Annotated in this window: 13 protein-coding genes; 6 read left to right on the top strand and 7 right to left on the bottom strand. The window is 67.3% G+C overall.

Annotation, left to right across the window (positions count from 1 at the left end):
* Positions 1-130: 130 nt before the first annotated feature.
* The 4 genes from NS1_RS17125 to NS1_RS17110 form a co-directional block, all read right to left on the bottom strand.
* On the bottom strand, positions 131-517 hold the full coding sequence (locus tag NS1_RS17125; RefSeq protein ID WP_062985826.1) for an ANTAR domain-containing protein: 387 nt from the start codon (positions 515-517) through the stop codon (positions 131-133).
* 186 nt (positions 518-703) lie between these two features.
* Positions 704-1003, bottom strand: a complete 300-nt coding sequence (locus NS1_RS17120) for a P-II family nitrogen regulator (protein ID WP_255284573.1) — start codon at positions 1001-1003, stop codon at positions 704-706.
* 20 nt (positions 1004-1023) lie between these two features.
* Complete coding sequence (locus NS1_RS17115; protein WP_062985822.1) at positions 1024-3594, bottom strand: DUF2309 domain-containing protein; 2571 nt, start codon at positions 3592-3594, stop codon at positions 1024-1026.
* Positions 3591-5177: a proton-conducting transporter transmembrane domain-containing protein gene (locus NS1_RS17110; RefSeq protein ID WP_062985820.1), complete on the bottom strand. Its 1587-nt coding sequence runs from the start codon at positions 5175-5177 to the stop codon at positions 3591-3593. The genes NS1_RS17115 and NS1_RS17110 overlap by 4 nt, the downstream gene beginning before the upstream one ends.
* Positions 5178-5401: 224 nt before the next feature.
* Between NS1_RS17110 and NS1_RS38600 the strand changes: the two genes are divergently transcribed.
* The 6 genes from NS1_RS38600 (at position 5402) to NS1_RS17080 (ending at position 10475) form a co-directional block, all read left to right on the top strand.
* Positions 5402-6322 (top strand): helix-turn-helix transcriptional regulator, encoded by a 921-nt coding sequence (locus NS1_RS38600; RefSeq protein ID WP_063816169.1) that lies wholly within the window; start codon positions 5402-5404, stop codon positions 6320-6322.
* Entirely contained in the window at positions 6319-7407 is a 1089-nt protein-coding gene (locus NS1_RS17100; protein ID WP_084503792.1) for an L-threonylcarbamoyladenylate synthase, read from the top strand. Before NS1_RS38600 ends, NS1_RS17100 begins: the two co-directional genes overlap by 4 nt.
* Before the next feature lie 100 nt (positions 7408-7507).
* Positions 7508-7819 (top strand): helix-turn-helix transcriptional regulator, encoded by a 312-nt coding sequence (locus NS1_RS17095; RefSeq protein ID WP_084503791.1) that lies wholly within the window; start codon positions 7508-7510, stop codon positions 7817-7819.
* The gene (locus NS1_RS17090) at positions 7816-8670 is read left to right on the top strand and encodes a DUF6671 family protein (RefSeq protein WP_062985818.1); all 855 of its coding nucleotides are present in this window, start codon (positions 7816-7818) and stop codon (positions 8668-8670) included. Before NS1_RS17095 ends, NS1_RS17090 begins: the two co-directional genes overlap by 4 nt.
* 125 nt (positions 8671-8795) lie before the next feature.
* A complete protein-coding gene (locus NS1_RS17085) occupies positions 8796-9776 on the top strand; it encodes a TerC family protein (protein WP_062985817.1) in 981 nt (326 codons plus the stop codon).
* Positions 9777-9902: 126 nt separating this feature from the next.
* Positions 9903-10475: an Rv1733c family protein gene (locus tag NS1_RS17080; RefSeq protein WP_062985816.1), complete on the top strand. Its 573-nt coding sequence runs from the start codon at positions 9903-9905 to the stop codon at positions 10473-10475.
* Positions 10476-10783: 308 nt separating this feature from the next.
* Here the strand turns inward: NS1_RS17080 and NS1_RS17075 are convergent, their stop codons facing one another.
* From NS1_RS17075 to NS1_RS17065, 3 genes are all read right to left on the bottom strand, one after another.
* The gene (locus NS1_RS17075) at positions 10784-11194 is read right to left on the bottom strand and encodes an SGNH/GDSL hydrolase family protein (protein WP_062985814.1); all 411 of its coding nucleotides are present in this window, start codon (positions 11192-11194) and stop codon (positions 10784-10786) included.
* Between the two features lie 221 nt (positions 11195-11415).
* Complete coding sequence (locus NS1_RS17070; protein WP_062985813.1) at positions 11416-12459, bottom strand: phosphotransferase enzyme family protein; 1044 nt, start codon at positions 12457-12459, stop codon at positions 11416-11418.
* Between the two features lie 116 nt (positions 12460-12575).
* Positions 12576-13697 (bottom strand): glycosyltransferase, encoded by a 1122-nt coding sequence (locus NS1_RS17065; RefSeq protein ID WP_062985812.1) that lies wholly within the window; start codon positions 13695-13697, stop codon positions 12576-12578.
* Positions 13698-13706 lie beyond the last annotated feature (9 nt).

Raw genomic sequence — 13706 nt, 5'->3', positions numbered from 1 at the left:
CGAGATCCTCTGCGCTGACATCGCGTCCGCAGGGTTCGCGGACAACACCGAGTCGGGGGCTTGTCGCTGGATTCGGGGTCGCGACCACTGGTCACGTTCGGGGACAGCTGCTCTCGGCCGCGTCGGAGCGCTACCGCGTGCGCTGGTCGCCGCCAGGAAGCTGATGTGCGGTGAACAGCAGCCGGTCGAACACGGCCCGCTGCTCTGGTAAGGGTGCAGGGAGCGAGGGTAGCTCGGCGATCAGACGAGTGGCGAACGCTCGCGCATCCGAACCTGTGTCCTGGATCCGCCAGGTGAGCAACCTCGCCGCGCCAGCGGCGGGCACTCCATAAACCACCATCAGGACACCAATGGCTTGCTCGATCACGGCCGCACGTTCGACCAGGACCGGCAACGGCACATCCGGGCGGGTGCGTTGCTGTGTCAGGAACCACTCCCGGCTGCCCGCAACCGAGGTCGGCGAGACGGGGGCGCGGGTTGCCTCGGGCGGGTGCGGCTCAGGGTGGCTGTCTGACATGGTCTCGTCTTACCCGTTTCTGTTCGATTCAGCGGAAGTGGTTGGTCATCCGGCCGGTTCGGGGAGCGAGAGCCGACCGGGATGCAGCACTCGTCGGTGTGGTGGTAGGAGAGTTCGTCCCCTGCCCGTGGGCCGACCCTTGGCGACGCACCACCGCAGCGGTCCACCGAACGCGTGGCGGGTCGTTCACGTGAAGTAGTCGGGTCGGCTGACGTAGGTGTCGGTGACGAACATGACTCCGGAGGAGTTCTCGAGCAGGGGGCGGAGGCCGGCGATGAGGACGTCGGCGCGGTGGTCGGGGATGACGGTGATGAGCAGGGCGAGGGTGTCTTGTTCGTTGAACAGCAGCCGTCCTTCGTGGTATCCGTTGTGGCCCAGACCGGAGACACCGGAGATGGTGGTGTATCCGGTGGCGCCGGAGTGCTCGATGAGGCGGCGAACGTCGGGGGCGTCGGTTCCCGAGACGATGACCTCGATTCTGGTCATTTTCGCGAGGTTGGCGCGGGTCATGGCTGTACTCCGTTCGAGGTGGGGTAGGGACTCCATCCCTCGCGGGTGCGGTGTTGCCAGGGGGAGCTCTGGTCGGTGCGGGCGAGGAGGGTGATCCAGTGGTTGTCGACGAGATCGCGCACCTTGGGGTTGCGGGCCACGATGGTGTCGATTCGCTGCTGTGGGGCGTGGACGAGGACGAGCAGGCGCATCGGTTCGTGCACGAGGCGGTTCCCGACTGCCACCGATTGCCAGGGCAGGCCCGTTCGCAGGTCTCCGGAAGGGCCGGTGAGAACGCCGATTCCACCGACGACGTTGTGGGTTGTTTTGGTGCCGGCACCGAAGATGTCGGGGGCGACGGTGGAGAAATAGTACTGGCAGTTGATCCATTGCGCGACGATCACCGGTGCGGTGAGGATCGTTTCCAGCGCGGTCGCGGTCGGGTCGTCGTCGGGGTTGTAGGAGTGCAGAAAGCAGCGGCGGTGCAGATCGACCCCTGCGGACACGGCGCGTGGTCCGATGATGAACGCCGCGTTGCCGGCCAGGCCCCATTCGGGATACACCTGTGCCCAGTCCGCGCTACGGGTTCCGGCGTGGCGTGCCGCCGTGTGCGGGCTCGGCCGGTCGGGTGCGCCGGGAAGCAGGGTGGCTCGTTCGGCGGCGAGGCGACGCCCGGCTTCGGCCAGGTCGGCAGTGAGCCGATCGAGGTCGTGCCGATGTGTATCGGGCACCCGGTAACAGTCGAGGATGGTGACGCGGTCGCTGGTGGTGTCATGCTCGGCGGCGACGAACCAGCTGTCGTCGGGAATCTCGATGCCGCGGCCGGCGAGCCTGTCGCGCACTTCGGTGTCATTGAGGATGTCCACGGCGGCGCGAGCGTTCGGCCCGCCGGGGTTGCCACCGCAGGCGCCACAGGCCAACGCCGAATGGAAGGGATTGTTCTCGGTATTGGCGCCGTGTCCGCAGAACACCACCAGCCGAGCGAAACCCTTGGTGAGTCCCATGACCGTGAGGGCGGTTTCGGCGATCTGCACACGCTGGACGAGACTGAGCCCACCAGCGGTGTCGATCACGGTGCGGGCAGGGGGCGCGATCAGGGTCCGGGTGCGGGTGCGCCATCGCCGGTAGCGGCGGGGTGCGATGGTTTTCGCGGCGGCCACGGGCCCGCTCGCCCAGCCGAGGATCTCGGCGAGGGCGAACGGTGCCGCCAGGTCGGCTTTGGCGGTGTGGACCGCCTCTGTGGTGGCTGCGAGGGTGTGCAGTCCCGCGATGTGGCGCTGCGCCGCGGCGAGCGCTGCCGGGTCGGGTTGTTCGTACAGGTCGATGTGAGGTGTCACCAGAGCCGGCGCCGCGATCGCGGGGTCACCGTTGGCGAGGGCGTGGATGCGGCTGGCCACGGCGAAGAACCCCGCGAATCCGAACGTGTCGTAGTTGCCCAGCGCCTCGAGATGCCGGCGCAGTCCTTCCGAGCGGGGATCGATACACAGCACCAATTGCGCGCCGGCGCGGGTGAGGTCCGGGGTGGGGACGGGTTTGTCCAGTTCCTCGAGCAGACCGCGGCGATAGTGCGTCTCGTAAGCGTCCAGCCACACCAGTGGCCGCGAATCGACGGGCATACGGTCGAGAATCCGGACGATCGACGCCTCGGCGGCGGCATCGAGACCGGTCGTGCCCAATGCCTGTGCCACGCGATGGGCACGGTCTGTGGCCGTGTCCGATGGGTGATCGGGAACTGGGGCCGGCCTTGCGGGCAGTTCGGTGGTGTCGAGCAGGTGCGCCTCGTAGCTGAGCCGGACGGCGAGATAGTCGACCAGGTCGATTGCCGAGCCGGGTGTGTTGCTGTGCCACAGGATGTGGCCGGCCCAGCCCGGCAGCCGCGTCAGGTGCGCGCGCAGGTAGGCGATGCGTTCACCACCGTGTCCGACACCGAGTCGTGCCAGTGCGTGCGAGACGGCATCAGCGGGATCGGAGGGCAGGTCGCGCAGCGCGCGGCGAGCGGCTGCGGGGAGCCGGGGATCGCGTGGCGCCAGATCGGCCCAGGCCGGGTAGAAGCCCCGGTCGCGGCCGGGCAGTGTCCAGCCGGCCTCGCCGGAATCCAGATACGCCGAGCACCATTTGACGGTTTGGGCGTCGATCGCTGCCGCGGTGCGCGCGCACACGCGTTCACTCAGAGTGAGCAGCCGGCGGGCGGGGGGTGGCGGGATCGATCCGCGGACAAGGTCGGCCAGAAGGATCTCGACGGCAGTGTGAATGCGTCCGTCGACCTCGACCGGTGCCGCGGTAATGGTGTCCGGGAGTCGGCGCTCGAGAGCCTCGCCCAGATCGGCCTTCGTGATTCGGCCGGTGGCGTGGGCCGCGCGGAACCCGGCCTCGCCGAGGGTGCCTCGGAGGCCGTAGAGGTCACCGGCGAGAGCGAGGGCGTCGTCGAAGGGGCGATGTTCCAGCCCGCCGAGCGGGTTGACCGCGATGAAACTGCTCAACGGCCACACGGGGGTGAGGACGCGGGCGGCCACACTGATCTCGGCTCGCAGCTGTGCGCGCTCGATCGCGCGCTGATCGACGGGGACCGAGTCGACGATGAGTGTCATGATTCTCCTACCACAACGGGAACGAACGATCTGGTGGGCACGACGCGACGCGCGCCCTTGGTGAACGTGGTCCTGCGAGCGCGCGGACCGAGATCACCGAGACTCAGACACGCCACGTACAGGGTCTTGTGCAGCGAGGTCAGAGCGGGGACGGTGGTGACCCGGACGGTGGTGAGCGCCGCGACCACCGCGAGGACCGGGATCAGCGTCCACGCGCTCATTACCGCGGGGCCCGCGGCCCGCAGCGTGGGTTCGGTAAAGGTGCTGAAGACCGACAGCGCACCGAGGTAGGCGACCATCACCGCGATGAGCATCGCGATGAACGCGCTGGCGGGCCCCGGTTTCGTCACGCGTCGGGCCCAGCCCCACACCAGGCGGGTGCCCGTCACCCACGCGAACGCCAGCAGCAGCACCGTCCCGGAATGGGCGAGCCCGAACACCGATTCCCACAGCCACACCGCACCGGCGAGCGCCACCGTGGGCACCAGGAGGGCGAGCGCTCCGAAGGCACGCCGCACACCTGGGCTGCCCAGTGGTCGCGGTGGTGCGGTGCGTTCTCTGAGATGGTCGCCGACCGCGGACCCGGACCCCAGGAAGAGCGTGGCCTTGTACATGCCGTGTGCGATCAGGTGGAACAGCGCGGCGGAGTAGGCGCCGAGAGCGCATGTCATCACCATGAATCCCATCTGGCCGACGGTGGAGTAGGCCAGTGCGGACTTCACGTCGGGCCGGGTCAGCATGAGCGCGGTGCCGTAGACGGCGGTGAGCGCGCCGGCGAGGAAGGCCAGACCCGTCGCCGTGGCGTAGGAGTCGATCATCGGGTGCAACCGCAGCAGCAGCACGCCGCCCCCGTTGACGATGCCGGCGTGCAGCAGAGCCGACAGCGGTGTCGGCGCGGAGATGGTGGCCGGAAGCCATCCCGCCATAGGGACCAGCGCGGAGCGAGCCACCGCCGCGATCACGAGCGCTCCCGCGATGATCGGACCCGCCGCCGATGTCGTCGTCGGCAGCTCGAGAGCGCGCAGGTCCACGTTCCCCCACTGCACGGTGGCCACGATCACCGCCGTCCACAGCGCGATGTCGCCGACGAGCACCATGCGTGCGGTCCGCGCGACCGCCACCGGTACCCACGCATCGGCGCGGTACACCCGCAACAGCCACCACAGCCCGATGCCGACTATCGACCAGGCCACGGCCAGCCCGATCAGCGTGGCGGCGGTGACCATCGCCGCGGTCGCCGTGGTGAGCAACCCGGTCAGCGCGGCGAAGCGGTCCGCCCGAGCGTCTCCGCGCAGGTATCTCGTGGCGAAACCCTGCACCACGGCACTGACACCCAGCACCAGAAGCAATAACAGCACCGACACCCGGTCGGCATAGAACCCGGCCACCGCCGACCCCTCCGGGCCGGTGGTCATGACCGCGGCGACCGGGCCGCGCACCGCCACCTCCATGGCGACCACGACAGCCGACACGGCAGCGAACGCCGTCACCGCGACACCGCAGCGACCGGTGCGCCATCCCGCGAGCAACAGCGGGCCGGTCATCGCCGGCAGTAGCACCGATACCAGCAGCAGCACACTCACTGGCCTCTCCCTCCCAGCGGACGACCCGCTGATCACTCACCGACGCGATCACCTGTTCCCGGCGACCAACCGAACATGGCCCGGTTGCCACCGGATTGCCGGGAGCGGTCGGGGAACCCGATCGGACGCCGTCGATCACGGCGTAACGCGATTCAAGATACACGAAATCTAAAACACGTATTCCGATGTGGTAAATCACTGTCGCATGTTGTAGCGTTCGATGCGTGACGGACTGGACGTTTCTCACCAACCACGGGCGGGTGCTGCTGTGCATCGCCCGCGACGATCAGATGCGGGTGCCCCAGATCGCCGACGAGGTCGGCATCACCGAGCGGGCGACCCGGCGCATAATCACCGAACTCGAACGCGCGGGGTACCTCGAGCGCAAGCGTGACGGTCTGACCGATCGCTATCGCCTCAACGGCGAGCTGCCGTTCCGACCACGGACGGATCGGGACGTCGCCGTGGGCGAGGTCCTCGACCTGCTCGACCACCCCACCGGAGATGACGAGTCCGTGGCCTCGGTGGCTCGACTGGAGCCGCGGCTGGTCGGCACGACATCGGCGTGGACGGTGCTGCTGGTGCGCAGCGTCGACGATCTTGACGCGGCCGTGTCCGCGGTGAACGACTACCTGAACCACCTGCGTGAGAGTCTCTCGCCGGCCAGTCGGCACGACAGCACGTTGCTGGGTATCTGGGTCCGCAGCGACCTCGAGGAGGGACTGCCCGAATGGCTGCACTACGAGTCGGCCACCCCCGCGGCCACCCCCGCGGCGGCCCACGGCGAGGTGGCCCAGGCGGCCATGGGTGAGGCCATGGTTGGGGTCCGCAGGTCAGTGTCGCTGTCGGGACTGTGGACGCTGTGCTGGATCGACGGCCCCCTGCTGCGTTCGACCGACACCACTGATCAGGCCCGTCGGCACGTCCTCGACACGTTCGTCGCGGCTACCTCCGAGCCGCGAGGGTCGCGCTCGGGCGGCATCTTCTACCCCAGCTTCGCCGCGAGCCGCCCCTCGAAGTTCGTGGCCGCCGAGGTCGCGGATCTGCGTGCCCGCCATCCGCGTCTGGTGGCCGATCGGTGGTTCGTCGTCGACGACGATCAGGGCATCCAGGGGCTGATCACCTACTCCGGGATCGACCGATGACGCACACAGCCCGACCGCCGACACTCGCCACCCCTGGGACGATCTCCCGCGCGGCCACCGTCGCCCGGCCCGCTTCGGCCCAGGCGCCAGGGGGCGTCCGCGGCGCTGCGGAGATTCTGCGCCGAGGCGGTCTGGTCGTCTTCCCAACCGAGACCGTGTACGGGCTCGGTGCCGATGCTGAGAACGCCGAGGCGGTCCGCCGAGTCTTCGAGGTCAAGCGGCGGCCCGTGACACACCCGCTGATCGTGCATCTCGCCGACGCCGGCCAGCTCGGCGACTGGGTCACCGGTATTCCGGGTTACGCTCGGGTGCTCGCCGAATGGTTCTGGCCGGGCCCGCTCACCCTGGTCCTGCCGCGTAGTCCCCGCATTCCGTCCGTTGTCACCGGTGGATGCGACACCGTCGCGGTGCGGGTCCCGCATCATCCCGTCGCCCAGCGCCTGCTCACCGCATTCGGCGGGGCGATCGCGGCGCCGTCGGCCAACCGTTTCGGTGCCCTCAGCTGCACCAGCGCCGAACACGTCGCCGACGAACTCGGCCCCGCCGTGGACCTCATCCTCGACGGCGGCCCCTGCCCGGTCGGGATCGAATCGACGATCATCGACGTCACCGGCGACGAGCCGATCCTGCTCCGCCCGGGCGCGGTCGGGGTGGACGATCTCGCCCAGGCACTGGGCCGGCCGCTCCGAACAACCACACCGTCACGCGGGCACCGCGCACCCGGGCAGCATCCGTCGCATTACGCCCCCCGCGCGCGCGTGGTCCTGGTCGAGGAGAGCGAGGTCGTCGCCGAGGCCCATCGACAGCAGTCGCACGGCCGGAGAGTCGGAGTCTTGCGACCACCCGCGAGTACGGCATCAACCATCACCGGCAGCGCGCTGGTGATCGAGGTGCCGACGGCAATCGGCGACTACGCCCGCGATCTGTATCGACTCCTGCGCGAATTCGATCATCACGGCTGCGAGGTCGTCATCGCCTCACTCCCCACCCGCGCGGGTGTCGGTCTGGCCATCGCGGACCGCCTCACCCGCGCATCCGCCCCGCGCCCCACGGGAACCGCGTCGACCAGCACATGCGCCGAGTAGGAGAAGAGCCGTGGCAACGACGCGAGGCGAGCGCGACCAATCACATGCGCAAATCAATTCACGTAAGACAAAATGGCAAACAGGGATCGTAGATTGTAGGGTGATCACGGTGGCGGACTGGACGTTTCTCACCAACCATGCGCACGTCTTGCTGTGCATCGCGCAAGACCCCGGGATGCGGCTACGCGACGTCGCCGACGCGGTCGGCATCACCGAACGCGCGGCCCAGCGGATCGTGGCCGAACTGGAACAGGCAGGCTACCTCGACCGCGTCCGCGACGGGCGCCGCAACCGCTACCGATTGAACCAGGAACTGCCACTGCGGCACCCCCTCGAACGCGACCACGCGGTAGGGGAAATCCTCAGCGTCCTGACCTCCGAGCCGAAGACCGCCCCCGGCCGTAGCGCATGAGCGCACCACACCCCTACCGCGACCGTGACGTCGCCCTGGCCACCAAACACGGCAAGGAGCGTGTGCTGGCCGCCGCCCTGGCCGAACGGCCCGGCCTGATGGTCCAGGTCGCCACCGAGGTCGACACCGACCAACTGGGCACCTTCACCGGCGAGATCGAACGCCCGGCACCACCACGCGAGACAGCGCTGAGGAAAGCCCGCCTCGCCATGCAGGCCCTGGGACTGCCCCGTGGCCTGGCCTCCGAAGGCGCCTTCGGCCCCCACCCCATCGCTGGATTCATCCCCGCAGGACTGGAAATCCTCGCCTTCGTCGACGAGGACCTCGGCCTCGAACTCGTCGTGCACCATCTCGAGTGTGACACCAACTTCGACCACACCGTCACCGATCAACTCGACGAACAAACCTCACAGTTCCTGCAATCCGTCCAATTCGGCAGCCACGCGGTGATCGTGCGGCCGAACATCGCCCCAACCGACGAACCACTCTACAAAGGCATCCGCACCAGCTCCGCTCTCGCCGCGGCCCTCGCCTGCTGCGCGGCGGCGTCCTCGGACGGGCACGCGCGCATCGAAACCGACATGCGCGCCCACCTCAACCCCACCCGCATGCGCAGCATCGCCCGACTGGCCACCGAACTGGCCGAACGCCTCGACCGGTTCTGCCAGAGCTGCGGCGCCCCCGGGTTCGGTCGCGTCGCCACCGAACCCGGCCTCCCCTGCAGGTTCTGCTTCACCGCCACCCCGCAGCCAGCCACCGACATCCACGGCTGCGCCCGCTGCGAACACCGCACCAGAATCGAGCGTCACGAACTCGCCGACCCCGCGGGCTGCCCCTTCTGCAACCCCTGACACCCACCTGAATCCACACCGCCACCGATTATTTGCGCGCACCCGATGGGCCGCGAGCCCGAGTCGGAGCGAGTTGAGCACGACCGAACTGCATACCGAGCAATAGACGCGAGGAAGACAAACTCATGGACGTTCCACTTTGGCTCTGGGCGGTGTTCGGCGCGACCGTGATCGCCGGTCTGCTGGTCGATCTCGTGGCGCACCGCGGTCCGCACGTGATCGGCTTCAAGGAAGCGCTCCGGTGGAGTGTGCTGTGGGTCGGTCTATCGCTGGTCTTCGCCGTGCTCGTCGCGGTGTCGGTGAGTCCGACCGCCTCGGTGGAGTTCACTACTGCCTGGCTGCTCGAGAAGAGCTTGTCTGTCGACAACCTCTTCGTCTTCGCCTTGATCTTCGGGTACTTCAATGTGCCCCGCGAGTATCAGCACCGGGTGCTTTTCCTGGGTGTTCTGGGCGCGTTAGTCTTCCGCGGAATATTCCTGCTCCTCGGGGTCGCCGTGGTGCAGCGGTTCACCGTGGTCCTGTTCGTATTCGCTGCGATCCTGCTCTACAGCGCCTACAAACTTCTCAAAAATAACGAAGAGACCTACGATCCGGGCAAGAGCATGGCGGTGCGGCTCGTACGTAAGGTCATACCGGTCCAGGAGGAGTATTCCGGCGCGCGCTTCTTCGTCCGGTCGGCTGGCAAATGGGTAGCCACACCCCTGCTGGTCGTGGTCGCCGCCATCGAGGCGGCCGATATCGTATTCGCCGTCGACAGCGTGCCCGCGGTGCTGGCGGTGAGTGACGACCCGCTGATCGTGTACTCCAGCAACGCTTTCGCCATCCTCGGATTGCGTGCCCTGTACTTCCTGCTCTCCGGGATGCTCGAGCGCTTCCACTATCTGTCGACCGGTCTTGCGATCATTCTGGCGTTCATCGGTGTGAAGCTGATGCTCCAGGCCGCCCACAAAACGATCAGCACCGCGGTGCCGGAGATTCCGTCGCTGGTCAGCCTGGGAGTCATCGTGGTCGTGCTGACGATCTCGGTGGTGCTCAGCATCCGTCGACCGCTTCCGGAAGAGCCCACACGGCCCGATGCGCTCAATGCCACGGAAAAGCCGGACTGACGAGATCGCCCTCCTGCCGATGTGACCGGCCGTATTCACGGTTCGAACAACCCGGTATGGGATACTCGAAGCAGAACGATTGTGATCGCGTGAGGACAGCCAGTTCACCGAAAGCGGGTGAGCGAGATGTCTGGCTACCCTTCGGCACCGATCCGCATCTGGCGGATGCGGCCGTGGAACGCCAACCCGCTGATGCATGCGCATTTGCGATTCGAGAGTCTCACGGTAGCTCTGCTGGTGGCTGTCAGCATCGTCGTCGTACCGATCGCTGGGGCGGTGGGAACTGCGGCGTACAGCGGTATGCGAGCCCGGATCCTGACGGACATCGCGACGAAAACACTGGCCACCGTGACGATCACCGACGATCCGGTACACCTGAAATCGGAGCGGCGGTTCCAGGCCACAGTCCGGTGGCACCACGACGGGCAGGACAACACCGTCATCGCTTCCGTACCGCACACCGCCGAACGCGGCGAACGGGTTTCGGTATGGATCGGCGCTGACGGCACCTCGGTCGACCCGCCCCGGCAGACCAGCGACGCCGTACTCGAGGGCGTCGGAGCCGGCGTGGCGGTCCTTTGCGGAGTCTGGTTCACGGCAGCCCTGCTGATCTGGTGCGGCAGACTGCTTGTCGACCGCCGCCGAAACACCGCCTGGGCCGTGGAATGGCAACGACTGAATCACCCGACCAAGCAATGACCCCACCGTCTCCGGAATCGTCGCGATCACTCGCGAAGCGAACCGCCGGATCTCGTTCTGCCTGTTCCTTTTCCACGCAACATGCCCCTCCACCTCCCAGTTGCAGATGTCCGTCGCCAGCTCAGGTGACGCAGCTGGTGGATCACAATAAAAAAGGACTGCGTCAGGTATGTGGCAGAGGGGCAGGCTGGATTTCTGCCGGATGGCTCCCGCAAGCTGTTCGCTGACGGTGATCGGCATGAAGATCGGTGGCCGGCTGTATACGCCGACCAACAGGAAGGGCCTGCTGCTCGAATAGGTGACACCTGTCACCTGACAGCGCCGCAGACCCAAGCCATGTTCGGAACTGTTGCCTGACCGCTCGTCGAAGAAGACCGTGCAACCCGGGGGCGTCGCCCCCGCCTGTAATCAGATGAACAACAGATGAATTTCGCTAGAGAACAGACGTCGTTGATGCCGACGCCGAGCACGGCCAGGTCCCACCAGCTGCCGTCGTCGATGGCGGCACGCAGGTTGGTCAGGACGTCGCGGGAGGTCGCGCCGCCTTCGCCGTGGTTGTCGGAGGTGATGGTGACCCAGGGGTAGACGGTCTGCCAGTGAGTGATCAGGGCGGTGACGTAGCCGCGGTGGCGGTGCTCGGTGACCTCGATGGTCTCGCCGATTTCGGGCAGGTCGGTCTGAAAGTGCAGGCGCGGATTGTGGGCCTCGAGATGTTGCATGAGGCTGGTGCCAAACCACCCGATCCGCAGTTGAGGGCGAGGCTGGGCGGAGTCGAGTGATCCGGGGTGACGGCACGCGGTGACCTGTGGGGCTACATTGCTCTCGCCCCTGGGGCGGTCAGCCTCAGGGGCGAGAGCATTGGGCGTCATCTTGAACCCGCTGCCACAGGGAGTGATCGGCGCGCCGGGACAGTGCTCAGCTTCTGGTGGATGTCCGGATGTCACCCAATTCCACCGGGATAGGGCTCGCCAGCCAAGTAGGCGTCCATGTTGGAGAGGATGCCGGCGATCCGGTCGTGTCCCCACTCCGCGACGGAGGCGTTGGATAGGGCACCGCTGACGAAGTTCAGCACGAAGCAGTCGCGCAGGATCAGGTACGGCTCGAGCAGGTCGTCGAGATCGTCGGGCAGCGCGAAGACCTCGGCATAGCCGTCGAGGAAGTCGTGCGCGAACTTTTCGTAGGCGCCTGGAATGGTGTGGGCGATCCGGTGGATCGAGGAGAGCACGGTCGCGAGGTCGAGGATCGGACTTCCCCACCCGCAGTCGTCGAAGTCGATGACCCCGACGCCGCCGGTCGGCAAGCCGATCATGTTCTCGCGGTGCAGATCACCGTGGATTCGCGTGTGCTCTGAGGGGTCGGTTGCGGCGAGGACCTGGGTAACCCGGTCGGCGACGGCGCGCAAGGTCTCCCGGCCTCGGTCTCCGAGGTTCACGGTGGCGTCGGGATCGGTCAGAGCCGCCCCTTTGAGCAGGATTGTTTCGTAGTCCCATGTCGGCCGGTCGAAGTCGGGGATGTCGATGGTGGCGGCGTTGCGGTGCAGGTGTGCGGTGGCCGCGCCCATCTGCTGGGCGACTCCGGGCTGCTGGTAGGGCGGTTCGGCGGTGCCGGGTACCCAGTGCAGCAGCGCGAGCGTAGCGGGCTGGTCGTGGCCGGGAACCGTGACGGGCACGACATGGTCGCCGCTGGTCGTGGTCACCGGACCGGGAACGGCGACGCCCCCTGATGCGGAAAGGCTTTCCAGCCAGGCCATTTCGCTGCGCTGCTGGTCGGCTGGTCGGCCGTCTCGGATGGACAGGCGCGCGACGTAGGAGGTCTCGCTTCCGGCGGGGGTGACCCGCCAGACGGCGTTGTCCTCGTACTGCTGAAGTTCCAGTTCGGCGGTTGCGGGGATGCCGTAGTGGATCGGCAGGGCGGCGCGGGTCAATCCGTCGAGAACATGGAGCTGGTCGCTGTGGCTGAGCTCGGAGAACGTGGTTGGTGGCACGGCTTCCTCACGGGGTTGGGTTCCGGCATGGTCAGGCCGGGCGGGGGCAGATTACACCTGGAGGCGCAGATCGATTCGAGATTTCGATGGCGCAGCGGCGCATAGAGGCAGGGCCATCAGAATACGGAACTCTGGGGCACTTGAACAGGCATCTTCGTTCCGCTGGCCTGTTCGATGATGCCCAGAAACTGGTCGCGGTAGGTGGCCCATTCCAGGGCGAGCGCGTCGATATCCGGGTGGTGGGCTGCCATGGCAGCGTCTGCGTCAATGAGCAGTTCTCGGATGAGGGAGGCGAACGCGACGATGTCATCGACCGCGACGAACTCGGCGCGACCGCGGCCCCCTGCGCTGTCACGGTGGCCGGGGATGTCGGTCAGGATCAGCGGCAATCCGTGTTGGCGGGCCTCGAGGACCGAGATGGGTACGCCTTCGAAGCGGGACATCGAGACGAAGCCTGCCGCACCGGCGAGCACGCTGTCGACGAGGTCGCGTTGCCAGACCGCACCGAGCCAGACGACGCTATCGGTGATGTCGAGTGTCGCGGCGAGCTGGCGCAACGCGATGGTCTGATCGCCGTCACCGATGATGACCAGGCGCGCAGGGGCCGTGGTGTCGGCGATCGCGCGGGCGAAGGCACGCAGGAGGCTGTCGTGGCCCTTGTGGGGGTAAAGGCTCTGCACGGCAACGATGTAGCGGTCCTGCGCCCAAGCCGCTCCCGGCGGCGCTACAGCGGCAGTGCGGGTTTCGGTCGCGTTGGTCAAGGTGGTGACCTTGGCGGCCGGGATGCCGACGTCGTCGAGGAGGAACCGAGTGGACCTTCCTCCGACTGCGACGATGTGGTCTTCGCCGCGGGAGAGGGCTCGGTCGAGTCGGTTCTTGCCACGGCTGCGCAGGTGGGAGTAGTCGGAGTGGCAGAACCGGATGACGGTGCGCGCCAGTCGAAGAGCGGGCCGGATCGACGGATAGAGCCGTCCGTCGCCGAATTCGAGCACCACGACCTTGTCGCGGACCAGTGCGGCCAGGAACAGGTTGCGGCGCAGCCGGTTTCGTGGCGCGACGACGAGTTCGGCTGCGGTGGGGAGTTCGGCGACGAGGGCGTTGTCGCGGCCGGGGTCGAGCACGCAGACGGTGACCTCGTATCCCGCGTCGAGCAGGACGCGGGTGTGCGAGAGCAGTACCCGTTCCAGGCCGCCGACGGTGAAGTGGCGCAGGATGAGGACGATCCGGTTGGTGGACATCGCATTTCT

The organism is Nocardia salmonicida NBRC 13393 (assembly GCF_001613085.1).
Lineage (GTDB): Bacteria > Actinomycetota > Actinomycetes > Mycobacteriales > Mycobacteriaceae > Nocardia > Nocardia salmonicida.
This window is presented reverse-complemented; position numbering and strand designations above follow the sequence as displayed.

Excerpts from the sequence above, each read along its gene's own strand:
- NS1_RS17075 (WP_062985814.1), bottom strand. The coding sequence starts at position 11,194 with ATGCAACATCTCGAGGCCCACAATCCGCGCCTGCACTTTCAGACCGAC.
- NS1_RS17100 (WP_084503792.1), top strand. The coding sequence starts at position 6,319 with ATGACGCACACAGCCCGACCGCCGACACTCGCCACCCCTGGGACGATC.
- NS1_RS17085 (WP_062985817.1), top strand. The coding sequence starts at position 8,796 with ATGGACGTTCCACTTTGGCTCTGGGCGGTGTTCGGCGCGACCGTGATC.
- NS1_RS17120 (WP_255284573.1), bottom strand. The coding sequence starts at position 1,003 with ATGACCAGAATCGAGGTCATCGTCTCGGGAACCGACGCCCCCGACGTT.
- NS1_RS17065 (WP_062985812.1), bottom strand. The coding sequence starts at position 13,697 with ATGTCCACCAACCGGATCGTCCTCATCCTGCGCCACTTCACCGTCGGC.
- NS1_RS17115 (WP_062985822.1), bottom strand. The coding sequence starts at position 3,594 with ATGACACTCATCGTCGACTCGGTCCCCGTCGATCAGCGCGCGATCGAG.
- NS1_RS17125 (WP_062985826.1), bottom strand. The coding sequence starts at position 517 with ATGTCAGACAGCCACCCTGAGCCGCACCCGCCCGAGGCAACCCGCGCC.
- NS1_RS17090 (WP_062985818.1), top strand. The coding sequence starts at position 7,816 with ATGAGCGCACCACACCCCTACCGCGACCGTGACGTCGCCCTGGCCACC.
- NS1_RS17080 (WP_062985816.1), top strand. The coding sequence starts at position 9,903 with ATGTCTGGCTACCCTTCGGCACCGATCCGCATCTGGCGGATGCGGCCG.